Source organism: Tabrizicola sp. YIM 78059, assembly GCF_004959785.1.
Lineage (GTDB): Bacteria > Pseudomonadota > Alphaproteobacteria > Rhodobacterales > Rhodobacteraceae > Tabrizicola > Tabrizicola caldifontis.
In genome coordinates this window covers 56,200-81,836 of record NZ_SJZH01000003.1, presented here as the reverse complement: position 1 = coordinate 81,836, position 25,637 = coordinate 56,200, and the positions used below count along the sequence as shown (strand labels likewise).

The following is a 25,637-nucleotide window of genomic DNA, read 5'->3' as shown; positions in this document are numbered from 1 at the left end:
CGATTGAACCGGAAGGCCCCGCTACACGCGGGGCCTTTTGCATTCGTGGTCCAAGTCCCGGATTTCATTTGTCAGCGGCCGAATCCTGCCGCTATAGTCCGCCAAAGAACAACATCGTGGCGGTGTCCCTGCCAGGGCACGAACCACAGGGGGGACATACGGATGATCCGTTCCGAACTGATCCAGAAGATCGCGGATGAAAACCCGCATCTGACCCAGCGCCATGTCGAGCGGATCGTGAATACGGTCTTCGAAGAGATCATCGAGGCGCTTTCCCGTGGCGACCGGGTCGAACTGCGCGGGTTCGGGGCCTTCTCGGTAAAGTCGCGGGATGCGCGCGTCGGCCGCAACCCCCGCACCGGCGAGGCGGTGCAGGTCGAGAACAAGAAGGTGCCGTTCTTCAAGACAGGCAAGCTTCTGCGCGATCGGCTGAACGGGAAGTAGTCGCCGTTCGCCTTGCGCGCGGACCGGTTCGGTCCGATACTTGGTCGGAACCTTGGGGTATCGGCCAGATGATCCGCTATATTCGCCTTGCCTTCGTTGGCCTGCTTGGCCTGTGCCTTCTGACCCTGGCGCTGGCAAATCGCGCGCCGATCGAGGTGCGGCTGCTGCCTGACGATCTGGCCGCGCTGACCGGCCTGACCTGGAGCATGAACCTGCCCCTGTTCCTGGTGATCTTTGCCAGCATCATCGCAGGTGTCCTGATCGGTTTCGTCTGGGAATGGTTCCGCGAACACGGGCATCGGGCGACGGCGGCGCAGAAGGCGCGCGAGGTGGCCCGGCTGGAACGGGAACTGGCGGTGCTGCGGGATTCCCGTTCGGTTCCGCCACAGGATGACGTTCTGGCGCTTCTGGACCGGCGTTGATGCAACGGGTCCGCGTCAAGATCTGCGGGTTGCGCAGCGTGGCCGATGTCGCGGCCGTCGCGGCGGCAGGGGCGGCCTATGCCGGCTTCGTGTTCTTTCCCAAAAGCCCCCGGCACCTGACTCTGGAGGTTGCGCGCAGCCTGGCGCTTTCGGCGCCCGAAGGCCTGTGCAAGGTCGCGCTGACCGTCGATGCCGACGATCCGACACTGGACATGATCGTGGAGGCCGTGCCGCTGGACATGCTGCAGCTTCATGGCCACGAGACGCCGGAGCGGGTGGCTGCGGTCAAGGCACGTTACGGCCTGCCGGTAATGAAGGCGATTGGCGTCGCTGATGAGGGCGATCTGGCCTGTCTGATGGAGATGAGCCTTGCCGCCGACCAGCTGTTGATCGACGCGAAGCCACCGAGAGCGGCAGACCTGCCGGGTGGAAATGGCCTTGCCTTCGACTGGCGGCTTCTGGTCGGGCGCAAGTGGCTGAAACCCTGGATGCTTGCCGGCGGCTTGACGCCCGAGAATGTGGCGCAGGCCATCCGGTTGACGGGGGCGCGGCAGGTCGATGTCAGTTCGGGTGTCGAAAACGTGCCGGGGGTGAAGGATCCGGCAAAGATCGCAGCCTTCGTCCAGGCCGCACAGGGCGTCAAGGACGACGTCCCGATCCTGCGCTAGCGATTTCTTCAAGGAAAGCGCATCGGAGTCTTCTCAGGCTTCGGGACGGAGTTTTTGAAAACTCCGGCTTTCCCAGCCGCGGCATTGGCGCTACATCCGACGGGGAACAACGGGGGATGCGTCATGGCCGAGGACGGGTTGAACAGCTTCATGACAGGACCGGACGAGGCGGGCCGCTTCGGCCTGTTCGGCGGGCGCTTTGTCAGCGAGACGCTGATGCCGCTGATCCTGGAGCTGGAAGAGCGCTACAATCACGCCAAGACCGACCCGACCTTCTGGGCCGAGATGGACGACCTGTGGAAGCATTATGTCGGCCGGCCCTCGCCCCTCTATTTCGCGCCCCGGCTGACCGAGCATCTGGGCGGCGCCAAGGTCTACATGAAGCGCGACGAGCTGAACCATACCGGCGCGCACAAGATCAACAACGTGCTGGGCCAGATCATCCTTGCCCGCCGCATGGGCAAGACCCGGATCATCGCCGAGACCGGCGCGGGCCAGCACGGGGTGGCCACCGCCACGGTCTGCGCCAAGTTCGGGCTGAAATGCGTGGTCTACATGGGCGCGCATGACGTCGAACGCCAGGCGCCAAACGTCTTCCGGATGAAGCTGCTGGGTGCCGAGGTTGTGCCGGTCACCTCGGGGCGCGGCACGCTGAAGGACGCGATGAACGACGCGCTGCGCGACTGGGTGACGAACGTGCGCGACACCTTCTACTGCATCGGCACGGTGGCGGGCCCGCATCCCTATCCTGCCATGGTGCGCGACTTTCAGTCGATCATCGGCAAGGAAGTGCGCTGGCAGCTTGCCGAACAGGAAGGCGAGGGACGCCTGCCCGACGTGCTGGTCGCCGCCATTGGCGGCGGGTCAAACGCGATGGGGCTGTTCTACCCTTTCCTCGACGATCCTTCGGTGCGGATCGTGGGCGTCGAGGCCGGCGGCAAGGGCGTGGACGACCGGATGCAGCATTGCGCCTCGCTCACCGGCGGGCGGCCGGGCGTGCTGCACGGCAACCGCACCTATCTGTTGCAGGATGCCGACGGGCAGATCCTTGAAGGTTTCTCGATCTCGGCGGGTCTCGACTATCCGGGCATCGGGCCGGAACATGCCTGGCTGCATGACGTGGGCCGGGCGGAGTATGTCAGCATCACCGATGCCGAGGCGCTGGAAGCCTTCCAGCTCTGCTGCCGGCTGGAGGGAATCATCCCCGCGCTGGAGCCATCGCACGCCCTTGCCCAGGTGATGAAGCTGGCGCCGACGCTGCCCAAGGACCAGATCATCGTGATGAATATGTGTGGTCGCGGCGACAAGGACATCTTCACCGTGGCCAAGCATCTTGGCGTGGAGATGAAGGTCTGATCGCGCCCGCGCATCGTATGCGGCCATAAACTGGGGTTTATGGCCGCAAACCATATGTCTATCTGCCCGCGCGTAAACCCGGAGACGATTTTCCTTCCCCCCGTTTCAGCGATTGTCCTGCCATGCGGCAAGGCGTGGTGCTGCCGCAGGTCCGATGGTCGCCATTCTGGCGTCGGATCGGCTGATGGAAACGGGAAAGGATGCGCAGGATGAAACTGAAGACCAGATTGACGCTGTTCACGGCAGCGGTTGCACTATCGGCCAACATGGCGCTGGCCGCCATCGACCCCCATGCGCTTGCTGATGCCTACCTTGCCAATGGCTACGACTATGTCGAAGTGAAGCAGGGGCCGACCCAGACCAAGGTCGAGGCCATCAAGGGCAATACGAAGATCGAAGTCATCTATGACAACGCGACGGGCGATATCCTGAAGAACGAACAGGAACTGGCCAAGGCTGATGAGCTCGGCCGCACTGGAAAGCAGGTGAAGACCGTTCATGACGACTTTGGTGACGACGACGACGATGATGATGACGACGATGATGACGACGACGACGATGATGACGACGACGACGATGATGATGATGACGGCGACGACGACGACGATGATGACGACGATGACGACGACGATGATGACGACAATTGACGCACTCGTCTGAACCAGGCTGCGGCCCCGGCCTTGCCGGGGCCCTCATCATGTCACATATTCGCGCGGAACGCGGGAGACGCGGATGAAACGCCGGGACATCCTTGCTTGCGGACTTGCAGCGCTGGCGCTGGCCGGTCCCGCTCAGGCGGAAGGTTATGTCGAAAGTGTTGTCCGGCAGCTGCGCAAGCAGGGCTTTCGGTCCATTGTGCAGGAGCGCACCCTGCTTGGACGGGTCAGGATCACGGCAAAGCGCCGCGATGGCACGCGCGAGATCATCATCAATCCACGAACCGGCGAGATCCTGCGCGATCTTTGGATTCCGCTGAAGGGCGGAAATCCGCAGATCGGGATCATCGACGACGATTCCGACAGACCGGACGGGCTTCGGGACGACGACGATGATGACGACGACGACGATGATGACGACGACGATGATGACGATGACGACGATTGACCGGCCATGCGGCCAACCCGGGATCTTCGGGTAGGGCCTTGCGACGCGCGGCACCGATCATTGCGATCTTTCTGGTCCAGGCGGTATGCGCCTTCTTTTTCGTTTCCGACATCCTGTCCTCGGTCCTGGGCTGGCGGACCACGCCGGTCAGCTGGGAGATGCGTGAACTGATCGAGATCGGCGCCTCGGTCGGGCTTGTGCTGGGGGTCGTGCTGGGCGGCCTGATGCTTCGGCAAGCCCTCCGCGACCGGAGCAGGGCGGAAGAGCAGCTTCGCCGTGCCTCGGCGGCCTTCATGGACCTGCTGGAGGAACGCTTTGCGGAGTGGGGTCTGACGCCTTCCGAACGCGACGTGGCACTGTTTGCGATCAAAGGGCTGTCCACGGCCGAAATCGCAGCGCTAAGGTCCACCAGCGAGGGCACGGTGAAGGCGCAAACCAATGCGATCTACCGCAAGGCCGGGGTGACCGGGCGGCCGCAGCTTCTCAGCATCTTCATCGACGACCTGATGCGCGACGACAACGGGATCCGTCCGGTCTCGGTGCCCGGAAACGTGGCCTAAAGCGCGTTTTCCTGCAGGATCTCCAGCGGCACGATGGCAAGGGTAGCCTGATGTGTCGCCTCAAGCCGCACCTTCGGGGCCGCGCCCTCCTGATGCGCCTGAAGAAAGCGGCTGGCGCAAAGGCACCACTGATCGCCCGGCTTCAGCCCCTTGAACCCGTATTCCGGGCGTGGGGTGGAAAGGTCGTTGCCCAGATATTTCGACAGCGCCAGGAATTCGGCCGTCATCAGCGCACAGACCGTATGCAGACCACGGTCCATCGGCCCGGTGTTGCAGCAGCCATCGCGGAAGAAGCCGGTCACGGGATCGGTCGAACAGGGCTGGAGCGGCCCCCCAAGCACGTTGAGCGAAGGCAGTTTCATGGCGATTCCCCTGATTGCCGAAAGGGTAGCACCACGGGGAAAACTGTCCATGCGCCTTTCCGGCTATGCCACGTCCCGGCGGGGTACCCGGGCGGACCCCAAGGCCTGGCTCTTGCCGCAGCAGGCCGGGCTGGACCGTGGCGGGGCCTTTGTCTATAAGGCCGCGCATGCAGAGAGGCTTGGTCGTGTCAGCGCGAATTACCGGCCCGGCGGGCTGAGCATCCAGCCGCCGGGTTTGTCGTTCAGCCGCTGGTCCGTTGCGGACCGTCCTGCCCTGATCCGAGGTTCGATCCCCCCATGTGCGCCGATACCGTTCTGCCCGACTACCGCGAAACCGTCTTCCTGCCCCAGACCGACTTTCCGATGCGGGCCGGGCTTCCCCAGCGCGAGCCCGACTGGCTGGCCCGGTGGGAGCGGATCGGGGTCTATGACCGGCTGCGGGAACGGGCCGCGGGGCGGGCGCCGTTCGTCCTGCACGATGGCCCGCCTTACGCCAACGGCCACCTTCACATCGGGCACGCGCTGAACAAGGTGCTGAAGGACATGGTGGTGCGCAGCCAGCAGATGATGGGCCGCGACGCGCGCTATGTGCCGGGCTGGGACTGCCACGGCCTGCCGATCGAATGGAAGATAGAGGAGCAATACCGGGCGAAGGGGCTGAACAAGGACGACGTGGACACCGTCGCCTTCCGCCAGGAATGCCGCCGCTTTGCCGAGGGCTGGATCGACATCCAGCGCGAGGAGTTCAAGCGGCTGGGCGTCACCGGCAAGTGGGACAAGCCCTATCTGACCATGGACTACCATGCCGAGGCGGTGATCGCCGACGAGTTCATGAAGTTCCTGATGAACGGCACGCTCTACCAGGGGTCGAAGCCGGTGATGTGGTCGCCGGTGGAAAAGACCGCGCTGGCCGAGGCGGAGGTAGAGTATCACGACCATACCTCGCATCAGGTCTGGGTTCGGTTCCCGGTGACGGCGGCGCATACGCTGAATGGGCTGGATGGCTGCGTGCAGGCCGATCTCTTGCAGGCCTCGGTGGTGATCTGGACCACGACGCCCTGGACCATCCCGCAGAACCGCGCCGTCGCCTTCAACCCCGAGATCGCCTATGGCCTGTATCAGGTGACCGAGGTGGCCGAGGGCTCCGCGGCCCGTGTGGGCGAGACGGTTCTGCTGGCCGACAAGCTGGCCGAAGGGGTGCTGGCCGGGGCGAAGGTCACGGGCCATGTGCGGCTGCGCGGGGTGGCGGCGGCGGAACTGCAGGCGCTGGTCCTTGCCCACCCCTTCCGCGGCGTCGAGGGCGGCAAGGGCGAGTGGGACTATGACGTGCCCATGCTGCCGGGCGAGCATGTGACCGACGACGCGGGCACGGGCTTTGTCCATACCGCGCCCAGCCATGGCGACGACGACTATCAGCTGGGCGTGAAGTTCGGCCTGCCGATGACCTACAACGTCGAGGCAGACGGGTCCTATCGCGCCGACCTGCCGCTGTTCGGCGGGCAGCACATCATCACCCCGGACGGCAAGGAAGGACCGGCGAACGTCAGCGTCATCAAGCAGCTGGCCTACACGGGCGCGCTGTTTGCCAAGGGCAAGTTCAAGCACCAGTATCCGCACAGCTGGCGGTCCAAGGCCCCGGTGATCTACCGCAACACGCCGCAGTGGTTCGTCGCCATCGACAAGGTGCTGGACGACGGCATGTCCACCTATGGCGACACGATCCGCAAGCGGGCGCTGAACTCGATCAATCAGTTGGTGGAATGGACCCCCGCCACGGGGCGCAACCGGCTGCATTCGATGATCGAGGCCCGGCCCGACTGGGTGCTGAGCCGCCAGCGCGCCTGGGGCGTGCCGCTGACCTGTTTCGTGAAGAAGGGGGCGCGGCCGGATGCGCCGGACTTCCTGCTGAAGAATGCCGAAGTGAACGCCCGTATCCGCGCCGCCTTCGAGGCGGAGGGCGCCGATGTGTGGTATGTGCAAGGTTTCAAGGAAAAGGTGCTGTCCGGCATCGTCGATCCGTCGGATTATGAACAGGTCTATGACGTGCTGGACGTCTGGTTCGACTCCGGCTCCACCCATGCCTTCGTCCTGCGCGACCGCGAGGACGGCAGCCCGGACGGGATCGCCGACCTTTACCTCGAAGGCACCGACCAGCATCGTGGCTGGTTCCATTCCTCAATGCTGCAGGCCTGCGGCACCAAGGGCCGCGCCCCCTATCGCGGGGTTCTGACCCATGGCTTCACGCTCGACGAGAAGGGCATGAAGATGTCCAAGTCGCTGGGCAACACCGTCGCCCCGCAGGAGGTGATCCAGGACTACGGCGCCGACATCCTGCGGCTTTGGGTGGCCCAGTCCGACTACACCGTGGACCTGCGCATCGGGAAGGAGATCCTGAAGGGCGTGGCCGACAGCTACCGGCGGCTGCGCAACACCATGCGCTACATGCTGGGCGCGCTGTCGGGCTTCACCGAGGCCGAGCGCGTCGAGCCCGCCGAGATGCCGGAACTGGAGCGCTGGGTGCTGCATCGCCTCGCCGAACTCGATGCCGAGGTGCGCAAGGGCTATGCCGCCTACGACTTCCAGGGCGTGTTCCAGAAGCTGTTCACCTTCTGCACCACGGACCTGTCGTCGATCTACTTCGACATCCGCAAGGACGCGCTCTACTGCGACGCGCCCGGCTCGTTGCGGCGCCGCGCCTGCCGGACGGTGATGGATCACCTCTTCCACCGCCTGACCACCTGGCTCGCGCCGATCCTGGTCTTCACCATGGAGGAGGTCTGGCTGGAACGCTTCCCCGGCGAGGACAGCTCGGTCCACCTGGTCGATTTCCCCGAGACCCCGGCAAGCTGGCGCGATCCGGCGCTGGCCGAGAAATGGGACACGATCCGCGACGCGCGGCGCGTGGTGACCGGGGCGCTCGAAGTGCAGCGGACCGCGAAGGTGATCGGCGCCAGCCTCGAGGCCGCGCCCGAGGTCTTCGTCTCGCCCGCCATGGCCGCAATCCTCGGCAGCGTCGATTTCGCCGAGATCTGCATCACCTCGGACCTGACCCTGCGCACGGGCGAGCCGCCGGAAGGCGCCTTCCGGCTGGCCGATATGCCGGGGGTGGCGGTCCAGTTCCACCCCGCGACCGGGCAGAAATGCGAACGCTGCTGGAAGGTGCTGCCGGATGTGGGCACGCACAGGCACCCCGGCACCTGCCAGCGCTGCAACGACGCGCTGGGCTGAGCCCGTGGGCAGGATTGCCCACCCTACGCGGATCACCGTCCCGACGCCTTTCGGGCCGGTCACTCTGGTCGAGGGCGGCGGGCGCCTCGTGGGCGTCGACTGGCGCGACGACCCCGGCGAGTCCTCGCCGCTTCTGCAAGAGGCGGCGCGGCAGGTGTGCGCCTATTTCGACCGGCGCCTCACGCGGTTCGATCTGGCCCTCGACTGGGGCGAGGGGCTGAACGGCGACGTGCGCCGGGCGATGGCCGGGATACCGATGGGCGAGACCCGGACCTACGGCCAGATCGCCAAGGCGCTGGGCGCCCCGGCGCAGGCCGTAGGCCAGGCCTGCGGCGCGAACCCGCTGCCGATCCTCATCCCCTGTCACCGGGTCACCGGCACCGACTGGTTCGGCGGCTTCTCCGCCCCGGGCGGGGTCGAGACCAAGGCCGCATTGCTGCGCCATGAGGGGGCGCTGCTCCTGTGACCGAGCGCATCCGCGCCGTGATCCTCGATCTGGCCCTGGCCCGGGGGCGGGACCGGTCGCTTTGCCCTTCCGAAGTGGCAAGGGCGCTGGCGGTGGACTGGCGGCCCCTGATGCCAGAGGTGCGGGCCGTGGCCGCCACCATGCCCGAGATCATGGCGATCCAAGGCGGGGCCGAGGTCGATCCGGTTGCGGCGAAGGGGCCGATCCGGCTGCGGCTGCGGTGACTTCGACCGGTGCCCCCCAACCCCATCCCCTTCCCGCAAGGGGGAGGGGAGATGCCCTTGCCGGTCGCGTGGTCTACAGAAACCCTGTGTCTGGACTTATCGCCCGGCTTGCCGCGCCGCACGCAAAGGCCTAGCCAGTCGGTAACGGTTTCATGACAGGTGCGCTTTGACCCTAGGCGTCTTTCTGGCCGTCCTTGGCGCAGCTTTCCTGCATGCGCTGTGGAACGCGCTGATCAAGCTCGGCACCTCGAAGGTCGGGGGGATGGTGATCCTGTCGATCGTCGAAGTTCCCATTGGCCTTGCGGTGGTGCTGTTTACCCCTGCAATCGACCCGGCGGCGATCCCCTGGGTGATCGCGGCGGGCTGCACGCATTTCGCCTACAAGTTCTTCCTGACCTATGCCTATGACCGGGGCGATCTTTCCCGGGTTTATCCGATCGCCCGCGGCGCCGCGCCGATGGTGGTGGCGCTGATCGGCGCGCTGTTTCTGGCCGATGCCGTCACAGCGCGGGAATACCTTGCCATTGCCGTGCTGGCGGCGGGTATCCTGCTGATGGCGCGGGGGGTCTTCACCAGCGGCGAGGACCGCAAGCTTCTGCCCTTCGCGCTTGGCTCGGCGCTGGCTACTGCGACCTATACGCTGATCGACGGGATGGGGGCGCGGGTCTCGGGGTCGGCCGCGGCCTATGTCGCATGGGTCTTCGTCGCGGACGGAACCTTCTTTACCCTTGGCATGCTCGCCTTGCGTGGCTGGGACGTGATCCCGCGGAACTGGCAGGCCTGGCGCATGGGGGCGGTTGCCTCGGCCGCAAGCTATGGGGCCTATGCGGTGTCGATCTGGGCGATGACCCTGGCCCCGATTGCCGTGGTGGCGGCCCTGCGCGAGACCTCGATCCTCTTTGCCGTGCTGATCGGCTGGCTGGCCTTTGGTGAAAGGATGAACGGCGAGAAGGCGCTGGCTGCGGTCGTGATTGTTGCCGGAGTGATGCTGATGCGCCTTTAGCCGGGATGGCGCGGGGACACGTGGTCCCTGGCCCTGCACCCGCTGGCCCTTTCCCCCGGCTTGGGATAATCAGGCGCCGGACTCAAGGAAGGCGCAGACATGGCACGGATCCTCATCACCTCGGCCATTCCCTACATCAACGGGATCAAGCATCTGGGCAACCTGGTAGGCAGCCAGCTGCCTGCGGACCTCTTCGCGCGCTTCAACCGCGCCATGGGGCACGAGGTCATGTTCATCTGCGCCACCGACGAACACGGCACGCCGGCCGAACTGGCTGCCGCCAAGGCGGGCAAGCCGGTCGAGCAATACTGCGCCGAGATGCACGAGGTGCAGAAGAAGCTGGCCGAAGGCTTCCGTCTCTCCTTCGATCATTTCGGCCGGTCGTCCAGCCAGCGCAACCACCGGCTGACCCAGCATTTCGCGGGCAAGCTGGCCGAGAACGGCTTCATCGAGGAAGTGGTGGAGAAGCAGATATTTTCCATCGACGACAACCGCTTCCTGCCCGACCGCTACATCACCGGCACCTGTCCGAACTGCGGCTATCAGGCCGCGCGCGGCGACCAGTGCGAGAACTGCACCAAGCAGCTCGACCCGACCGACCTGATCAACCCGCGCTCGTCGATCTCCGGCTCGACGAACCTCGAGGTGCGCGAGACCAAGCACCTCTACCTGAAACAGCGCGCGCTGAAGGACAAGCTGGAAGCCTGGATCGATTCGAAGACCGACTGGCCGATCCTGACCACCTCGATCGCGAAGAAATGGCTGAACGACGGAGACGGGTTGCAGGACCGCGGCATCACCCGCGATCTCTACTGGGGCATCCCGGTGAAGAAGGGCGACCAGCCCTGGCCGGGGATGGAAGGCAAGGTCTTCTACGTCTGGTTCGACGCCCCTATCGAATACATTGCCGCGACCGCCGAATGGGCCGATGCGCACGGGCTTGGGGACGCGGCCTGGGAACGCTGGTGGCGCACCGACAAGGGCGCCCACGACGTGACCTATTACCAGTTCATGGGCAAGGACAACGTGCCCTTCCACACCCTCAGTTTCCCCGCCACGATCCTGGGGTCGGGCGAGCCGTGGAAGCTTGTCGATTACCTCAAATCCTTCAACTATCTGAACTATGACGGCGGCCAGTTCTCGACCAGCCAGGGCCGCGGCGTGTTCATGGACCAAGCGTTGTCCATCCTGCCTTCCGACTACTGGCGCTGGTGGCTGCTGTCGCACGCCCCCGAAAGCGCGGACAGCGAATTCACCTGGGAAAACTTCCAGGCCTCGGTCAACAAGGATCTGGCTGATGTTCTGGGCAACCTTGTGTCCCGTGTAACCAAGTTCGCGGTGGCGAAGTTCGGTAATGAAATCCCTGCTGCGGGCGACTTTGGCCCGCTGGAAACTGCACTGATCGCCGATCTTGGCGCGCGGATCGCGGACTATACCCGACACATGGAACAGATGGAGGTCCGCAAGGCTGCGGCCGAGTTGCGCGCGATCTGGGTGATCGGCAACGAATATCTGCAATCGGCCGCGCCCTGGTCGGTGGTCAAGACCGATCCCGAGAAGGCCCAGGCCATCGTGCGCCTGAGCCTCAACCTGATTCGCGTCTATGCCATCCTGTCGGCCCCGTTCATTCCCGACGCTGCCGACGCGATGATGCGGGCCATGGGTTCAGATGACTGGACCTGGCCTGCCGATGTCTCGACCGCGATCCGTGCCTTGCCGCCCGGCCACGGCTTCACGGTGCCGGACAACCTGTTCCGCAAGATCACCGACGAAGAGCGTGCCGACTGGCAGGTCCGTTTCTCGGGCGTCCGCTCCTGATGGCTGTGGCGGTGCAATCCCGTCCCGTGCCGCATCAGACATGCATGACCGCGAATTTCAGGTGATCGGTGCCAGGCGCTGAGGCAGGCTTGCCCTGCGGCAACCGCGGCACCCATTCCTTGCCTTGGCCCTCTGCATTTTATCTGGCGACCGCCACGAAAAGAACTCTTGCTGCTCTTGCTCTGCCACCCCTCGGCGCGGCCCCCGCCATCGCCCAGGACACACCCGGAAAGAACCCGGTCGAAACGACCGCGGCGAAAAGCACCCTGACCATCGCTACCGCCCTGCTCAGCTATGGCCCTGCGAATCGGGATCCTCTTGCGCTGCTTTCCGCCGTGCAGATGATGGTGAAGGCTGCCGAAGGCACCACAATCGAATCCGGCGGCAAGCAGATGGACCTTGGTGCCGTGCTGGCCGAGGCCATGGCCATGGCGCCCGATGACCCGCTGATCGTCGCCCGGGCCGACGCCCTGCGCGGCGAAGCGGAAGCCCGCTCCCGGGGGCCTGCTATTGGGAATACTGGTGCGGCTGGTACGGCTACTGCGACTTCTGGTACGTCTGTTAGTGATCCCGTATCCGAAGCACCGCATGCGACCGGCCGGGAAACTGGCCGGTCTTTCGATGCCGCATGGCAACAACTTCCCTTCGCGCGCGCAGAAATTCGTGCAGATTAGATGGATTTCCGCCTAAGGCGGGTCTGAGTGGGACGAAGTTCCGCTCAGGGGCAGAACTTGGGGCGACGTGCCGCGCGTTCTGATGGTAAGGTCATGACCGTGGGACCCGAGTCGCTGCCAACAATAAGGAGCCCGACATGACAGATGTTCTGCCATCCCGACGCAAGTCGTTCAGAACCTACGCTGCCATTGCCCTTTTTCTTGCCGTCTATGCCGGTGTGCTGATTGTCGTCTTCGCGCCGAAACAGATGATCGCCGTGCAATCCGGTGCAAGCATCACCGGATCGGACTGATCCATCACCTTCCTGCGGCCGTGCAAGTTCGGCTGCTCGTCACTCTGTTCCAGTAGCACGGTGCGGCGTAGGGCATGTGACATCGCCTTGAAGTGCAGCAGCATAAAGCCGCCGTGCCGGCGAAATGAAAAGGGGCGGCCCGAAGGCCGCCCCGTTCCGTCTCAGGCCCGAAGGTCGAAGCGGTCGGCTTCCATCACCTTGGTCCAGGCTGCCACGAAGTCGTTCACGAATTTCTCCTTCGCGTCGTCCTGAGCATAGACCTCGGCATACGCGCGCAGGATCGAGTTCGATCCGAACACCAGATCCGCCCGAGTCGCCGTCCATTTCACGGCGCCGGTCTTGCGGTCCTGGACTTCGTAGAGGTTCGTCCCCTTCGGCACCCACTTGTAGGCCATGTCGGTCAGGTTGACGAAGAAGTCGTTCGTCAGCGCGCCCGGACGGTCGGTGAAGACGCCATGCGCGGTGCCGCCGTGGTTGGTGCCCATCGCCCGCATGCCGCCGACAAGGCAGGTCATCTCGACCGCGGTCAGGCCCATCAGCTGCGCCCGGTCGAGCATCAGCTCTTCGGCGGTGACGACATAGTCCTTCTTCATCCAGTTGCGGAAGCCGTCGGCGACGGGTTCCAGGACCGAGAAGCTGTCGGCATCGGTCTGTTCCGCGGTCGCGTCGCCGCGGCCGGGGTGGAAGGGCACGGTCACGTCAACGCCGGCAGCCTTGGCGGCCTGTTCGACACCGACATTTCCCGCAAGGACGATGACATCGGCGACCGAGGCGCCGGCCTCCTTGGCGATGGGTTCCAGAACCGACAGGACGCGCGCCAGCCGGGCGGGCTCGTTGCCTTCCCAGTCCTTCTGCGGGGCGAGCCGGATGCGGGCGCCGTTCGCGCCGCCCCGGTTGTCAGAGCCGCGGAAGGTGCGCGCCGAATCCCAGGCGGTGGCGACCATGTCCGAGATGGAGAGGCCGGAGGCCGCGATCTTCGCCTTGACCGCCGCCACGTCCCAGCCGGTCGGGCCCTGCGGCACCGGATCCTGCCAGATCAGGTCTTCCTGCGGCACCCAGGGACCGAGGTAGCGGACCTTCGGCCCCATGTCGCGGTGGGTCAGCTTGAACCAGGCGCGGGCGAAGGCGTCCGAGAAGGCCGCGTGATCCTTGGCGAAACGCTCGCTGATCTCGCGGTAGATGGGGTCCATCTTCATCGCCATGTCGGCGTCAGTCATGATCGGCATGCGGCGGATCGAGGGATCTTCCACATCGACCGGCATGTCCTCTTCCTTGATGTTGACCGGTTGCCACTGCCAGGCCCCGGCGGGGGACTTCTTCAGCTCCCAGTCATAGTTCAGCAGCAGGTGGAAATAGCCGTTGTCCCACTTGGTCGGGTGCGTGGTCCAGGCGCCTTCGATGCCGCTGGTCACGGTGTCTCGGCCGACGCCGCGGGTCTTGTGGTTCATCCAGCCCAGACCCTGTTCGGAGATGTCGGCGCCTTCGGGCTCGGGCCCGAGGTTCGCTGCACTGCCGTTGCCATGCGCCTTGCCGATCGTGTGGCCGCCGGCGGTCAGCGCCACGGTCTCTTCGTCGTTCATCGCCATGCGGGCGAAGGTCACGCGCACGTCCTGCGCCGTCTTGAGCGGGTCGGGCTTGCCGTCAACGCCTTCGGGGTTGACGTAGATCAGCCCCATGACCACCGCCGCCAGCGGATTTTCCAGTGAGGTCCGATCCTCCTTCGTGGGGTAGCGTTCGTCCTTCAGCCATTCCTTTTCCGACCCCCACCAGGTGTCCTTTTCGGGGTGCCAGATGTCTTCGCGCCCGAAGCCGAAGCCGAAGGTCTTGAGCCCGGCCCATTCGTAGGCCACGGTGCCGGCCAGCACCATCAGGTCAGCCCAGCTGATCCGGTTGCCGTATTTCTTCTTGATCGGCCAAAGCAGGCGGCGGGCCTTGTCGAGGTTGGCGTTGTCGGGCCAGCTGTTCAGGGGGGCGAAGCGGTGGTTGCCGGTGCCGGCCCCGCCACGGCCATCAGCCATGCGGTAGGTGCCCGCCGCGTGCCAGGACATGCGGATGAACAGGCCCGCGTAGGTGCCCCAGTCGGCCGGCCACCAGTCCTGGCTGTCGGTCATCAGCGCCATCAGGTCGCGCTTCAGCCCGTCGAAGTCCAGCTTCTTCACTTCCTCGCGGTAGTTGAAGCCCTTGAGCGGCTGCACCTTGGTGTCGTGCTGATGCAGGATGTCGAGGTTCAGGGATTTCGGCCACCATTCCATGACCGAGTTTCCGGTTTCGGTGATCGCGCCATGCACGACCGGGCATTTCCCCGACCGTCCAATATCGTTGCCGTCCATCTTGCTCTCCTCGTATGGCTCGTGGCTGCCTTGCAGACATGTGGGATGCGCCCTTCGGAACCGGAAGGGCGACCAATTGTCCGCAAAGGCCATGTCAAACCGGTAACACGAGCCATTGATAAAAGGAATTTTCATTTTCCAATCGCTGCGATAATTTATTCTGATGTCACAGCTGACACTGAAACACCTGCGCTATTTCGAGGCGCTGGCTCGCCATCGCCACTTCGGCCGGGCGGCGGAGGCTTCGGCCATCTCGCAACCCGCGCTGTCCTTGCAGGTGAAGGAGCTTGAGGACATCCTTGGCGCCCCCTTGGTCGAACGCGGGCCACGGCAGATTCGCCTGACGCCGCTGGGCGAGGATTTCGCCCAGCGTGCTCGCGATGTTCTGCGCAGCGTCGATGAACTGGCTGCGCTGGCCCGCGCCTCGTCCGGGCCTCTGTCGGGGCGTCTGCGGCTGGGCGTGATCCCCACCATCGCGCCCTATTTCCTGCCGCACCTCATCCGGCAGCTCGCCGACCGCTTTCCTGACCTGTCCGTCCACCCGCGCGAGGCGGTGACCTCGCGGCTGGTGCGCGACCTGACCGAGGGGCGGATCGACCTGGCGCTTGTGGCCCTGCCGGTTTCCGAGCCATCGCTGGCCGAACATCCGCTGTTCGACGAGGAATTCCTGCTGGTCCGCCCCGCCGCGCAGGCGGGTCAGCCGGTCCCGACGCTGGACCAGCTGGGCCGGATGCAGCTGCTGCTGCTGGAGGAAGGCCACTGCTTCCGCGACCAGGCGATCAGCGTCTGCAAGCTGCCGCGCCTGCCCGCGGGCGAGATCATCGAGGGCTCGTCACTGTCCACCCTTGTGCAGATGGTCGCGGCCGGAATCGGCGTGACCCTGATCCCGGAAATGGCCGCCGCCCTGGAAACCCGATCCGCCGCCGTGGTCATCGACCGTCTGCCGAGGCCGCGTCCGGGTCGGACCATCGGCCTGGTCTGGCGCAAGTCGAACCCGCTGGCCGACCGTCTGGCAGAGCTTGCCGTCGTGCTGCATCCCCCGGACGTGATGCCGCAGGCCGCTTCGGCGGCTTGACTGCGCCGTCGCTTTGCCCCATGCCCTGCGCATGGTCGCGAAAGTCTTCCATGTCCTTCACCGGCTTCTGCTGCTGGTTGCCGTCACGGTCTCGCTGACCGCGACCGGCTTTGCGCACAAGATGCCCGATGCGCAGGATCAGGCGCTTGCTTTCGCGCTGGCCAATGGCGTGACGCCGGATGACCTCTGTGGTGGTGCACCAGTCGGCAGTTCGCGCGATGCCCATTGTCTGGCCTGCCAGATCACGGGATCTGCCGACCTGCCGCCTGCAACCACGGCACTGATCGACCTTGAGCTTGCTCTTGTCGCCTGCGTTGCCGCTCCGCGCGAAGCGCGGATCACGGCCCGGATCCTCGACCCCGCGCACAGCCCGCAGGGCCCGCCCTCCGCCTGACCGCTGCCACCCGGCGGTGCCGAGCGGCTTTCTGAAGCCTCCGCCTGCCTTTTCCCTTTCCCGTGGCCCGCATGGCGGGAGGCGTCCCGCAAGATCGTCGGGCCCCCGACTGGCCCTTTCCGGCCCCGCGCCGGAAGGGGCCCCTTTCCAGATCAACCAATCCGAGGAACCGACACATGGTCCGACTTCTTGCTCTTGCCGCAGCGCTTCTGCTGGCTGCCCCGACCCTTGCCCCCTCGGCCTTCGCCCATGAGGTGACGGCCGGCGATATCCAGATCATCCACCCCCACATTCCCCAGCCGCCCGCCAGCGCCAAGGCTGCGGGGGGCTTCATGGCCATCGTGAATACCGGCACCGAACCCGACCGCCTGATCGGCGCCGAAAGCGACATCGCGATGAAGGTTGAGGTGCATGAAAGCAAGGTCGATGAAAACGGCGTTGGCACCATGACCCCCGTCGAATTCATCGAGATTCCCCCGGGCGGGACCGTCAATCTGCAACATGGTGGCTACCACATCATGTTCATGGGCCTGAAGGCCAAGCTGACCGAAGGCGAAATGCACAAGGGTATCCTGATCTTCGAACGGGCCGGTCGGGTTGAGATCGAGTTCCAGATCGACCCGCCCACGGGGCAGCAAGGGGCGGCGCCGATGGACCATTCCTCCATGGGCCACGGAACGGGCGGCTGAGCCGAGGTTTCTGCTGGCATGGCCGTGCGGACGGGGCCAGACTGCGCCAAAGGCCGTCCAGCCCCGCCTGACACGGATTAGGTGCCCATGCCTGCAGACAGACCCATGCGGCCCGGCGAAGTTGCTCTGCCCTTCGATCCGGGCAGCGCGACCGACGCCGGGCTTTGCTTTATCGGCCATCTGCGCACTCCGTGGACGCGCGGACGCTGCCCGAAGAACCTGCGCGAGGCGCGTGCGCTGGGCGGAGATTGTCAGGCCCGGATCAATGCGCCCTTCCGCCCCGGCCTTCAGGGCCTTTCACCGGGCCAGGCGGTAATTCTTCTTTACTGGACGGGCGCGGCGCGGCGCGATCTGATCGTGCAGCAGCCGGCGCACCGCGACCGGCCGACCGGCACCTTCGCGCTACGGTCGCCCGCCCGTCCGAACCCGATTGCCCTGGCTGTAGTGCGGCTGCTCGACCTTGATGCCGAAAACGGCACGCTGATCTTCGATGCGCTGGATGCCTATGACGGCACGCCACTGCTCGACCTGAAACCCTGGCTTCGCTCGGTCGATGTTCCACCGGAAACCGGCGCCGATTGAAGCGGCTGGAAGGCTCGGCTACACCCGCGGACAAGCACGGTGCAGGAGGGGGGCCGGGATGCCGGGTGATGCAGCGCAACCCAAACATGGGCACTACGATGTCGTCATCGTCGGCGGGGCGATCATGGGTTCGTCTGCCGCCTGGTGGCTGACACGCCTGGGCTTTGGGGGGCGCATTCTTGTTGTCGAACGTGATCCGACCTATCAGAAGGCCGCCACTGCGCTGAGCTTCTCCTGCATCCGCCAGCAGTTCTCGACCGAGCTGAACATCCGCATCTCGCAGTTCGGGGCGGAATTCGTGCAGTCGCTGCGCCAGCAGATGGGCGGCGATGAGCGCGTGCCTGAGTTGAAGATCCAGAACTTTGGCTATCTCTACCTGGCGGACACCCCCGAATTCGCTGCCACGTTGCGCGCCAATCAGGCGGTGCAGGCCGCAGCCGGGGCAGGCACGCGGCTGCTGACCCCCGACCAGATCGCGGCCGAATTCCCCTTCTGCCGGGTGGACGACCTTATCCTTGGCAGCCTGAACACGCGGGACGAGGGCTATTTCGACGGCTACACCGTCTTCGACTGGTTCCGCCGCAAGGCGCGCGAAGCCGGGGTGGAATATCTGGCCGACGAGGTCACGGGTCTTGACGTGGGGCAGGGCCGGGTGACGGGGGTCCGTCTTGCCTCTGGCGGACGCATCGGCTGCGGCCTGATCGTGAACGCCGCTGGCACGCGCGGGGGGCGCGTGGCGGCGATGGCCGGCATCCGCCTGCCCATCGAACCGCGCAAGCGCTACAACTGGGTGATCCAGGCGGAAACCCCGCTGGACCGACCGCTGCCCCTGACCATCGACCCTACCGGCGCCTTCGTGCGCGAGGTCGGCGGCGGCACCTACATGGCCGGCGGCCACGCCGACCACGACCCAGAGGCCGACCCGGACGATTTCACGATGGACCCCGACCTCTGGCTGGAAAAGATCTGGCCCGCCATCGCCACGCGCATCCCTGCATTCGAGGCGGTGAAGGTGATCAGCGAATGGGCCGGACAGTACGATTTCAACACGCTTGACCAGAATGCGGTGACCGGTCCGCACCCTGAAATCACGAACTTCCTGTTCCTGAACGGCTTTTCAGGCCATGGGCTGCAACAGGCCCCGGCCATGGGGCGCGGCACGGCGGAATGGATCATTCATGGCGCCTACCGCAGCCTGGACCTGTCACCCTTCCACTACGACCGGGTCGCCGAGGGCCGCGGCGTCGTCGAAGCTGCGGTGATCTGAGGGGTGGGTTCCGTGCAATTGGCCCGGACCGACGAAGCGGCATCCTTTGGCTCTGTCTGCTTGTCGGCGCGGCCAAGGCGAGGGGCAGAACTTCCGGCCTGGCGTGGCGCCCCTCGGTGAGGGCGGGTTCAGGGCAGGGAATTCCGCGGGCATTGTTCTTCCGCAATCCGGGAGCCTTGCGGATCTTCCGGTTGGACAGAAGCCCCGCGCGTTGGCCCACCTGGCGCGACAGCCGAACGTTGAGGAAGAGGCGCGCCAGCAGTTCCATATTCGGTTGCAGCACTGCATTCTCGTTGTTGGCCGCCTTGAAGACCTGAAGGCCCGACCCGTCCTTCTTCAGGCAAAGGTCCACGATCTGGCCCAGATGGCGGGCGCCGGTTCGACGGATGATCCCTGGGCCACAGGCGCGGCGGTTTCAGCCCCCACATCTTGCGCCTGTCCCCCCATGGGTGATCTAATGCCTGACGCCTTAGCAGGATAACCTAGATGCCGAACGACCTCCTCTCCCAGGCCGCCGCGACCTATGACGCCTCCTCGATCGAGGTGCTGGAAGGGCTGGAACCGGTCCGCAAGCGACCCGGCATGTATATCGGCGGCACCGACGAACGGGCGCTTCATCATATGGTCGCCGAAATTCTCGACAACGCGATGGACGAGGCCGTGGCCGGCCATGCGACCCGCATCGAGGTCGAACTGCATGACGACGGCTCGGTCACCGTGCGCGACAACGGCCGCGGTATCCCCGTGGACCCCCACCCCAAATTCCCCGACAAGTCCGCACTCGAGGTCATCCTCTGCACGCTGCACGCCGGGGGCAAGTTCTCGAACAAGGCCTATTCCACCAGCGGAGGCCTGAACGGCGTCGGCTCCTCGGTGGTCAACGCGCTCTCGGACCGCATGGTCGTTCAGGTCGCCCGCAACAAGGAACTTTACGAACAAAGCTTCTCGCGCGGAATCCCCCAAGGTCCGGTGCGGAAGCTTGGCCCCACCCCGAACCGCCGCGGCACCTGGGTCACCTTCCACCCAGACCCGGAAATCTTCGGCCACCAGACGCTGAAACCCGCCCGCCTCTACAAGATGACGCGGTCCAAGGCCTATCTCTTTTCGGGCGTGGAAATCCGCTGGAAATCGGCCATACCTGACGGCGACACGCCGATGGAGGCCACTTTCCACTTTCCCGGCGGCCTGGCCGACTTCCTGAACGACTCGCTCCGCAAGGTCACCACCTACTCCGAACGCCCCTTTGCCGGCCGCGTCAGCTTCGAGGAGAAATACGGCGTCCCCGGTTCGGTCGAATGGGCGATCAACTGGACGCCGGGGCAGGACGGCTGGCTGCACAGCTACTGCAACACCGTCCCCACGCCGGAAGGCGGCACGCACGAGACCGGCTTCTGGGCCGCAATCCTGAAGGGCATCCGCGCCTATGGCGAGCGGGTGAAGAACCGCAAGGCCGACCAGATCACCCGCGAGGACCTGCTGACCGGTGGCTGCGCGCTTCTGTCCATCTTCATCCGCGAACCCAGCTTCGTCGGCCAGACCAAGGACCGGCTGTCCACCGAGGAAGCCGCGAAATGGGTCGAAAACGCCGTCCGCGACCATTTCGACACCTGGCTTGCCGCCGACCCGAAATCGGCCGGCGCGATCCTCGACTTCCTCGTCCTGCGCGCCGAGGAACGCCTGCGGCGGCGCGAGGAAAAGGAAACCGCCCGCAAGACCGCGACCAAGAAGCTGCGGCTCCCCGGCAAACTCACCGACTGCTCTGCCAAGTCGCGCGAGGGGACCGAGCTGTTCATCGTTGAAGGCGACAGCGCGGGCGGTTCCGCCAAGGGCGCGCGCGACCGCAATTTCCAGGCGCTCCTGCCCCTGCGCGGCAAGGTGCTGAACGTCCTCGGCGCCGCCTCCGCCAAGCTGACCGAGAACGCCGAGATCCGCGACATCTGCGAGGCGCTGGGGACCGGCATGGGGTCGAAGTTCCGCCTCGACGACCTGCGCTATGAGAAGATCATCATCATGACCGACGCCGACGTGGACGGCGCGCATATCGCCTCGCTCCTGATGACCTTCTTCTTCACCCAGATGCGCCCCCTGATCGACAAGGGCCATCTCTACCTCGCCTGCCCGCCGCTCTACCGGCTGACGCAGGGGGCGCGGCGGGTCTATGTCGCCGACGATGCCGAGAAGGAGGCCTGGCTTGCGAAGGGACTGGGCGGCAAGGGCAAGATCGACGTGCAGCGCTTCAAGGGCCTGGGAGAGATGGACGCCAAGGACCTGAAGGAGACCACGATGAACCCCGCGACGCGCAAGCTGATCCGGGTGTCGATCGACGAGGACGAGCCGGGAGATACGAATGATCTGGTGGAGCGGCTGATGGGCAAGAAGCCCGAGCTGCGGTTCCAGTACATCCAGGAGAACGCGAGGTTCGTGGAGGAGCTGGATGTGTGATCCGACTTGCGCGGATTATGTGACAGCTCTTCTTTCTTCGCCCTTGCGGACCCGCCCCCGCACATCGATGTCGTCGCGCGGTGGTCGCATCATCCGGGCCATTTCAGCCGGCACATGCGCATGTGACTGGCAGGGGCCGCATTTTTCGGCTTGAAAAGGCCACGCCATGTAACCGGGATCCTGTCATGCTTCGCAGCCTTGTCGTCTTTCTGCTTCTGACCACCGCCGCCGCTGCCGATACCGCCGATGGCGAGGCGCTGAAGGCGATGACCTGGGACGAAATCGTCGAACAGGCGCGCGGTGGCACGGTCAACTGGTTCATGTGGGGGGGCGCCGACAACATCAATGCCTATGTCAGCGATTACGTCGCAGCTGTGCTGAAGCGCGACCATGACATCACGCTGAACCGCGTGCCGATCACCGATGCGGCCGAGGTCGTGAACCTTGTCCTGACCGAAAAGGAGGCTGGGATCACGGATTCCGGCAGCGTCGATCTGATCTGGATCAACGGCGAGAACTTCCGGTCGATGAAACAGGCCGACCTGGCCTTCTGCGGTTACACCGATCTTCTGCCGAACAACGCGTTGGTGAACTGGGACAACCCGGCCATAGCCAACGATTTCGGCGTGCCGGTCGATGGTTGCGAAGTGCCGTGGAACACCGTCCAGTTCGCCTTCGCCCACGACAGCGCGACGCTGCCCGACCCGCCGCAGGACATGGCCGCGCTGATCGACTGGATCAAGGCCAACCCTGGCCGATTCACCTATCCCGCGCCGCCGGACTTCACCGGCTCTGTCTTCGTGCGGCATGTGTTCTATCATGCCGCCGGCGGGCCCGACGCGCTGCTGGGGCCCTTCGACCAGGCGACTTTCGATGTGGTGGCGGCAAGAACCTGGGCCATCCTGAACGAGATCGAACCCTTCCTCTGGCGCGGGGGCGCGACCTATCCGACCACAATCACTCAGCTGAACGAACTGTTCGCCAACGGCGAGGTGGCCTTTACCTTCAATTACGATTCCGCACAGTTCGGCATTGCGGTGCAGGCAGGCATCTACCCCGATACGGTGCGATCGTTCGGTCTGACCGATGGCACCATAGGCAATACCAACTACACGCTGATCCCGTTCAATTCGCCCAACAAGGCGGCCGCGATGGTCGTGCAGAATGTGCTGCTGTCGGGCGAGGCTCAGCTCGAGAAAGCCAGGACCGAGGTCTGGGGCGCCGCCCCCGCCATCGAGATCACCCGCACCACGCCCGAGGTTCAGGCTGGCTTTGCCGCGATCAAGGGCCACCCGTCGGTAGTCCCTTCCGAGGAGCTGGCCCGTGCTGCCTTGCCCGAACTTCAGGCCGATTGGCTGGTAGCCATCGAGGAAGGCTGGAAGGCAAACGTCGGGAACTGACTGCTTTTCATGCCGTATTCGCCCCGTCGCAAGGCCTGCGCGAGGTGCATGGATGGCGGGCCCCGCTTGTCCGTCTGTCCCGCTTCGCGCAAGCTGGAGTGACTTAACTCAAGCCACCGCAGCGAAAGTCCCCGTGTGACCGACCGTACCCGACTTGCCCTGATGCTGGCGCCCGCGCTTCTGGTGCTCGGCGGGCTTTTCCTGACCGGGCTGGGCCTTTCGCTGCTGCGTTCATTCCGCTACATACCCGCCCTTGGCCTGACGGATCCCGATCTTGGCGCCTATGCTGCCGTCCTGACCGCACCCGGTTTTCTGACCTCGCTGGGCCTTTCGCTGTGGATCGCAACCGCTTCCACGCTGATTGCGTCCACCTTTGCGCTTGGTGCTGCGCTTCTGCTGCGTCAGACCTTCACTGGTCGGGCGATCATCTCGTTCCTCTTCCAGATCAACCTTACCATCCCGCATGTCGTCGGCGCCGTCGGCATCCTTTATCTTGTGTCCCAATCCGGCAGCTTTGCCCGCCTTGCCCACGCCGGCGGCCTGATCGGCGCACCGTCAGAATTTCCGCCGCTCACCCATGATCCTTTCGCCATCGGCATCATCCTGACCTACGTCTGGAAAGAGGTTCCCTTCATCGGCCTCATCCTGCTGGCCAGTCTGCAGTCGATCAGGCCCGAGCATGAAGCCGCCGCTCGCAGCCTTGGCGCAAACCGCTGGCAGGTGTTTCGCCATGTCCTGCTGCCGCTGCTCATGCCCGCGCTTGCCGCTGCCTCGGCTCTTGTCTTTGCCTTTGCCTTCGGGGCCTATGAGATACCTCTGATTCTGGGGGCCCACGCGCCCGAGGCGCTGCCGGTCGCCGCATGGCGCAGCTTCACCGCAATCGATCTGGCCGCCAGGCCCCAGGCCCATGCCATGGCCATTGTCATCGCCCTGATCGGTGCCGTCCTGCTGGCGCTTTACGCGCGTGTGGCGTTGCGGAAAGGGGGGCGCGATGCGGTCTAATCACTGGCAGATCATCGGCGCAGCCCTGCTGGCGCTGGCCCTGATCCTGCCGATGGTGCCGCTGGCGATCTGGTCCCTTGCGCATGGCTGGCGTTTCCCCGACCTGCTGCCGCGCGCCTGGTCGCTGAAGGCATGGGACTACGCCCTTTCCGCCCCCTCGGGCGTTCTGCAAAGCCTTTGGATCACCTTCTGGATCGCACTGGCGACCACCGCCCTTGCCGCCCTTGTCGGGGTGCCTGCGGGCCGGGCGCTGGGGCTGCACGATTTCCGCGGCAAGCGGCTGGTCCTGCTGCTGATGATCGCCCCGGCCTTGATACCGGCCATCGCTATCGCGCCGGGGCTGCATGGCGTGTTCCTGCGCCTTGGCCTGACCGGCGGCACGGGTGGGGTGATCCTTGCCCACCTCATCCCCACGCTGCCCTACATGGTGCTGATCATGGCCGCCGTCTTTGCCCGGTTCGACACCGCACACGAGGATCAGGCCCGCTCTCTGGGTGCGGCGCCTTGGCAGGTCTGGCGTCATGTCACCCTGCCGGCCATCGCGCCTGGTCTGTTGACCGCCTGCCTTTTCGCCTTCCTCGTTTCATGGTCGCAGTATCTGCTGACCCTCGCGGTCGGCAGTGGGCGGGTTCAGACGTTGCCGCTCCTGCTCTACAGCTTTGCCGCTGCCGGCCGCAACGACGTGACCGGGGCCATCGCGCTGATCTACATCCTGCCCGGCGTCCTGGTCGTCGCACTGACCGCGCGGCAGGTGACGGGCCGGCATCCTGCACTGATGGCCGGCCCGTGACCCTTGAGCTTCATTTGCTGACGAAGACCTATCCCGGCGCGGTGCGCCCGACGGTCCGGGATCTGTCGCTGACCGTTCCACGGGGCGGGGTGACGGCGCTTCTTGGCCCTTCGGGCGCGGGAAAGACCACCGTGATGCGCATGGTCGCGGGCCTTCTGGCCCCTGACACGGGTGACATCCGGCTGGACGACCGGTCGCTGCTGCCCCTGCCACCCGAACGGCGCGGGGTGGTCATGGTGTTCCAGAATGCGCCGCTCTTCCCGCATCTCACTCTGGCAGAAAACGTCGGCTTCGGCCTCAGGATGCGCGGCCTGCCCTCGGCCGAGATCCACGACCGCGTCGGCGCGATGTTGGAGCGCGTGCAGCTTTCCGGCCTCGGATCGCGCCGTCCGCACCAGCTGTCGGGGGGCCAGCAGCAGCGCGGTGCGCTCGCCCGCGCCCTTGTGCTGAGGCCGAGGCTGCTTCTTCTTGATGAACCGCTTTCGAACCTTGACGCCGCGCTGCGCGAAGAGATGCGCGGCCTGATCCGCGCGCTGCAGCGCGAGACCGGGATTACCACCCTGGTCGTCACCCATGACCAGAGCGAGGCCGTTGTTCTGGCCGACCGCGTGGCACTGCTGCTGGACGGGCGCCTTGCGCAGGAAGCCGAGCCGGACGAGATCTTCGCGCGCCCGGCCTCGGTTGCCGTGGCGCGCTTTATCGGCGGGGTGAACTTTCTGCCGGGTCGTTGTGTGCAAGGTGCCTTCGAATGTGCGCTCGGTCGCCTGCCGCTGCCGTCGGACGCCTCCGAAGGGCCAGGCACACTGACGATCCGCCCCGAGGCGCTGCGCCTTGGCCCTGGCCCGGATGCACGTGTCGGACAGGTGCTGGAACGAACGTTTCTGGGCAGCCAGACCCGGCTGACGATGGTGCTTGCCGGGCAGAGGCTGGAGGCGCTGGTCGCGCCCGACACGGCACGCCACTTTGCGCCGGGGGATCCGATCCAGGTGTCACTTCCTGTCGATGCGCTGTGGGTAATACCCGACGCAGCCGGCTGACGCCGGT

Annotated in this window: 26 protein-coding genes; 24 read left to right on the top strand and 2 right to left on the bottom strand. The window is 65.3% G+C overall.

Translation table 11 applies throughout. The annotated features are described in order from the left end of the window. Positions 1 to 162 precede the first annotated feature (162 nt). From ihfB to EZM81_RS05030, 7 genes are all read left to right on the top strand, one after another. Positions 163 to 444: an integration host factor subunit beta gene (gene ihfB, locus EZM81_RS05060; protein WP_135448931.1), complete on the top strand. Its 282-nt coding sequence runs from the start codon at positions 163 to 165 to the stop codon at positions 442 to 444. Positions 445 to 512: 68 nt separating this feature from the next. Then, positions 513 to 866: a LapA family protein gene (locus tag EZM81_RS05055; RefSeq protein ID WP_136645018.1), complete on the top strand. Its 354-nt coding sequence runs from the start codon at positions 513 to 515 to the stop codon at positions 864 to 866. Then, positions 866 to 1,534, top strand: a complete 669-nt coding sequence (locus EZM81_RS05050; protein WP_136645017.1) for a phosphoribosylanthranilate isomerase — start codon at positions 866 to 868, stop codon at positions 1,532 to 1,534. Before EZM81_RS05055 ends, EZM81_RS05050 begins: the two co-directional genes overlap by 1 nt. Before the next feature lie 123 nt (positions 1,535 to 1,657). After that, entirely contained in the window at positions 1,658 to 2,890 is a 1,233-nt protein-coding gene (trpB, locus tag EZM81_RS05045; protein ID WP_135448934.1) for a tryptophan synthase subunit beta, read from the top strand. A 209-nt stretch (positions 2,891 to 3,099) separates the two neighbouring features. Further along, positions 3,100 to 3,537: a PepSY domain-containing protein gene (locus EZM81_RS18225; RefSeq protein WP_169052309.1), complete on the top strand. Its 438-nt coding sequence runs from the start codon at positions 3,100 to 3,102 to the stop codon at positions 3,535 to 3,537. 85 nt (positions 3,538 to 3,622) lie between these two features. Further along, on the top strand, positions 3,623 to 3,994 hold the full coding sequence (locus EZM81_RS18220; protein ID WP_169052308.1) for a hypothetical protein: 372 nt from the start codon (positions 3,623 to 3,625) through the stop codon (positions 3,992 to 3,994). A 38-nt stretch (positions 3,995 to 4,032) separates the two neighbouring features. Then, positions 4,033 to 4,554 (top strand): helix-turn-helix transcriptional regulator, encoded by a 522-nt coding sequence (locus tag EZM81_RS05030; RefSeq protein ID WP_136645015.1) that lies wholly within the window; start codon positions 4,033 to 4,035, stop codon positions 4,552 to 4,554. Here the strand turns inward: EZM81_RS05030 and EZM81_RS05025 are convergent. Further along, the gene (locus EZM81_RS05025) at positions 4,551 to 4,916 is read right to left on the bottom strand and encodes a DUF2237 family protein (protein WP_135448938.1); all 366 of its coding nucleotides are present in this window, start codon (positions 4,914 to 4,916) and stop codon (positions 4,551 to 4,553) included. The two genes, EZM81_RS05030 and EZM81_RS05025, sit on opposite strands and share 4 nt — an antisense overlap. Positions 4,917 to 5,213: 297 nt before the next feature. Here EZM81_RS05025 and ileS point away from each other — a divergent pair, with 297 nt between their 5' ends. The 7 genes from ileS (at position 5,214) to EZM81_RS18215 (ending at position 12,622) form a co-directional block, all read left to right on the top strand. Beyond that, a complete protein-coding gene (gene ileS, locus EZM81_RS05020) occupies positions 5,214 to 8,144 on the top strand; it encodes an isoleucine--tRNA ligase (protein WP_136645014.1) in 2,931 nt (976 codons plus the stop codon). Further along, entirely contained in the window at positions 8,086 to 8,610 is a 525-nt protein-coding gene (locus EZM81_RS05015; protein WP_136645013.1) for a methylated-DNA--[protein]-cysteine S-methyltransferase, read from the top strand. Before ileS ends, EZM81_RS05015 begins: the two co-directional genes overlap by 59 nt. Continuing rightward, entirely contained in the window at positions 8,607 to 8,834 is a 228-nt protein-coding gene (locus tag EZM81_RS05010; protein WP_240783996.1) for a DUF3253 domain-containing protein, read from the top strand. Before EZM81_RS05015 ends, EZM81_RS05010 begins: the two co-directional genes overlap by 4 nt. A 166-nt stretch (positions 8,835 to 9,000) precedes the next feature. Beyond that, positions 9,001 to 9,837, top strand: a complete 837-nt coding sequence (locus EZM81_RS05005) for a DMT family transporter (protein WP_135448941.1) — start codon at positions 9,001 to 9,003, stop codon at positions 9,835 to 9,837. A 99-nt stretch (positions 9,838 to 9,936) separates the two neighbouring features. Next, on the top strand, positions 9,937 to 11,655 hold the full coding sequence (gene metG / locus EZM81_RS05000; RefSeq protein WP_136645012.1) for a methionine--tRNA ligase: 1,719 nt from the start codon (positions 9,937 to 9,939) through the stop codon (positions 11,653 to 11,655). An 89-nt stretch (positions 11,656 to 11,744) separates the two neighbouring features. Then, on the top strand, positions 11,745 to 12,329 hold the full coding sequence (locus EZM81_RS04995; protein ID WP_136645011.1) for a hypothetical protein: 585 nt from the start codon (positions 11,745 to 11,747) through the stop codon (positions 12,327 to 12,329). 137 nt (positions 12,330 to 12,466) lie between these two features. Then, the gene (locus EZM81_RS18215; RefSeq protein WP_169052312.1) at positions 12,467 to 12,622 is read left to right on the top strand and encodes a hypothetical protein; all 156 of its coding nucleotides are present in this window, start codon (positions 12,467 to 12,469) and stop codon (positions 12,620 to 12,622) included. A 161-nt stretch (positions 12,623 to 12,783) separates the two neighbouring features. Here EZM81_RS18215 and katG read toward each other — a convergent pair whose 3' ends face one another. After that, positions 12,784 to 14,952 carry a catalase/peroxidase HPI gene (gene katG, locus EZM81_RS04990; protein ID WP_136645010.1) on the bottom strand — a complete coding sequence of 723 codons (2,169 nt, stop codon included), beginning with the start codon at positions 14,950 to 14,952 and terminating at the stop codon, positions 12,784 to 12,786. A gap of 163 nt (positions 14,953 to 15,115) precedes the next feature. Between katG and EZM81_RS04985 the strand changes: the two genes are divergently transcribed. The 10 genes from EZM81_RS04985 to EZM81_RS04940 all read left to right on the top strand — a co-directional run bounded on the left by EZM81_RS04985 (position 15,116) and on the right by EZM81_RS04940 (position 25,630). Beyond that, entirely contained in the window at positions 15,116 to 16,027 is a 912-nt protein-coding gene (locus EZM81_RS04985; protein WP_136645009.1) for a hydrogen peroxide-inducible genes activator, read from the top strand. A gap of 31 nt (positions 16,028 to 16,058) precedes the next feature. After that, a complete protein-coding gene (locus EZM81_RS04980) occupies positions 16,059 to 16,421 on the top strand; it encodes a hypothetical protein (protein ID WP_136645008.1) in 363 nt (120 codons plus the stop codon). A gap of 176 nt (positions 16,422 to 16,597) precedes the next feature. Continuing rightward, positions 16,598 to 17,110 carry a copper chaperone PCu(A)C gene (locus tag EZM81_RS04975; RefSeq protein ID WP_136645007.1) on the top strand — a complete coding sequence of 171 codons (513 nt, stop codon included), beginning with the start codon at positions 16,598 to 16,600 and terminating at the stop codon, positions 17,108 to 17,110. A 105-nt stretch (positions 17,111 to 17,215) separates the two neighbouring features. Continuing rightward, a complete protein-coding gene (locus EZM81_RS04970; protein ID WP_211195385.1) occupies positions 17,216 to 17,692 on the top strand; it encodes a TrmO family methyltransferase in 477 nt (158 codons plus the stop codon). A gap of 58 nt (positions 17,693 to 17,750) precedes the next feature. Next, entirely contained in the window at positions 17,751 to 18,959 is a 1,209-nt protein-coding gene (locus EZM81_RS04965; protein ID WP_135448949.1) for an FAD-binding oxidoreductase, read from the top strand. Between the two features lie 486 nt (positions 18,960 to 19,445). Beyond that, the gene (gene parE, locus EZM81_RS04960; RefSeq protein WP_136645005.1) at positions 19,446 to 21,401 is read left to right on the top strand and encodes a DNA topoisomerase IV subunit B; all 1,956 of its coding nucleotides are present in this window, start codon (positions 19,446 to 19,448) and stop codon (positions 21,399 to 21,401) included. Between the two features lie 185 nt (positions 21,402 to 21,586). Then, positions 21,587 to 22,801, top strand: coding sequence for an ABC transporter substrate-binding protein (locus EZM81_RS04955; protein ID WP_136645004.1), 1,215 nt, complete (start codon positions 21,587 to 21,589; stop codon positions 22,799 to 22,801). Between the two features lie 135 nt (positions 22,802 to 22,936). After that, positions 22,937 to 23,803 (top strand): ABC transporter permease subunit, encoded by an 867-nt coding sequence (locus EZM81_RS04950; RefSeq protein ID WP_248298136.1) that lies wholly within the window; start codon positions 22,937 to 22,939, stop codon positions 23,801 to 23,803. Next, complete coding sequence (locus tag EZM81_RS04945; protein WP_136645003.1) at positions 23,793 to 24,593, top strand: ABC transporter permease; 801 nt, start codon at positions 23,793 to 23,795, stop codon at positions 24,591 to 24,593. The genes EZM81_RS04950 and EZM81_RS04945 overlap by 11 nt, the downstream gene beginning before the upstream one ends. Then, the gene (locus EZM81_RS04940; RefSeq protein ID WP_136645002.1) at positions 24,590 to 25,630 is read left to right on the top strand and encodes an ABC transporter ATP-binding protein; all 1,041 of its coding nucleotides are present in this window, start codon (positions 24,590 to 24,592) and stop codon (positions 25,628 to 25,630) included. Before EZM81_RS04945 ends, EZM81_RS04940 begins: the two co-directional genes overlap by 4 nt. The last annotated feature ends 7 nt before the right edge of the window (positions 25,631 to 25,637 follow it).

Bases quoted from the DNA above. Each gene is read 5' to 3' on its own strand.
- ihfB (WP_135448931.1), top strand. From the start codon at position 163: ATGATCCGTTCCGAACTGATCCAGAAGATCGCGGATGAAAACCCGCAT.
- EZM81_RS05055 (WP_136645018.1), top strand. From the start codon at position 513: ATGATCCGCTATATTCGCCTTGCCTTCGTTGGCCTGCTTGGCCTGTGC.
- EZM81_RS05050 (WP_136645017.1), top strand. From the start codon at position 866: ATGCAACGGGTCCGCGTCAAGATCTGCGGGTTGCGCAGCGTGGCCGAT.
- trpB (WP_135448934.1), top strand. From the start codon at position 1,658: ATGGCCGAGGACGGGTTGAACAGCTTCATGACAGGACCGGACGAGGCG.
- EZM81_RS18225 (WP_169052309.1), top strand. From the start codon at position 3,100: ATGAAACTGAAGACCAGATTGACGCTGTTCACGGCAGCGGTTGCACTA.
- EZM81_RS18220 (WP_169052308.1), top strand. From the start codon at position 3,623: ATGAAACGCCGGGACATCCTTGCTTGCGGACTTGCAGCGCTGGCGCTG.
- EZM81_RS05025 (WP_135448938.1), bottom strand. From the start codon at position 4,916: ATGAAACTGCCTTCGCTCAACGTGCTTGGGGGGCCGCTCCAGCCCTGT.
- ileS (WP_136645014.1), top strand. From the start codon at position 5,214: ATGTGCGCCGATACCGTTCTGCCCGACTACCGCGAAACCGTCTTCCTG.
- EZM81_RS05015 (WP_136645013.1), top strand. From the start codon at position 8,086: ATGTGGGCACGCACAGGCACCCCGGCACCTGCCAGCGCTGCAACGACG.
- metG (WP_136645012.1), top strand. From the start codon at position 9,937: ATGGCACGGATCCTCATCACCTCGGCCATTCCCTACATCAACGGGATC.
- EZM81_RS18215 (WP_169052312.1), top strand. From the start codon at position 12,467: ATGACAGATGTTCTGCCATCCCGACGCAAGTCGTTCAGAACCTACGCT.
- katG (WP_136645010.1), bottom strand. From the start codon at position 14,952: ATGGACGGCAACGATATTGGACGGTCGGGGAAATGCCCGGTCGTGCAT.
- EZM81_RS04985 (WP_136645009.1), top strand. From the start codon at position 15,116: ATGTCACAGCTGACACTGAAACACCTGCGCTATTTCGAGGCGCTGGCT.
- EZM81_RS04980 (WP_136645008.1), top strand. From the start codon at position 16,059: ATGGTCGCGAAAGTCTTCCATGTCCTTCACCGGCTTCTGCTGCTGGTT.
- EZM81_RS04975 (WP_136645007.1), top strand. From the start codon at position 16,598: ATGGTCCGACTTCTTGCTCTTGCCGCAGCGCTTCTGCTGGCTGCCCCG.
- EZM81_RS04970 (WP_211195385.1), top strand. From the start codon at position 17,216: ATGCGGCCCGGCGAAGTTGCTCTGCCCTTCGATCCGGGCAGCGCGACC.
- EZM81_RS04965 (WP_135448949.1), top strand. From the start codon at position 17,751: ATGCCGGGTGATGCAGCGCAACCCAAACATGGGCACTACGATGTCGTC.
- parE (WP_136645005.1), top strand. From the start codon at position 19,446: ATGCCGAACGACCTCCTCTCCCAGGCCGCCGCGACCTATGACGCCTCC.
- EZM81_RS04955 (WP_136645004.1), top strand. From the start codon at position 21,587: ATGCTTCGCAGCCTTGTCGTCTTTCTGCTTCTGACCACCGCCGCCGCT.
- EZM81_RS04945 (WP_136645003.1), top strand. From the start codon at position 23,793: ATGCGGTCTAATCACTGGCAGATCATCGGCGCAGCCCTGCTGGCGCTG.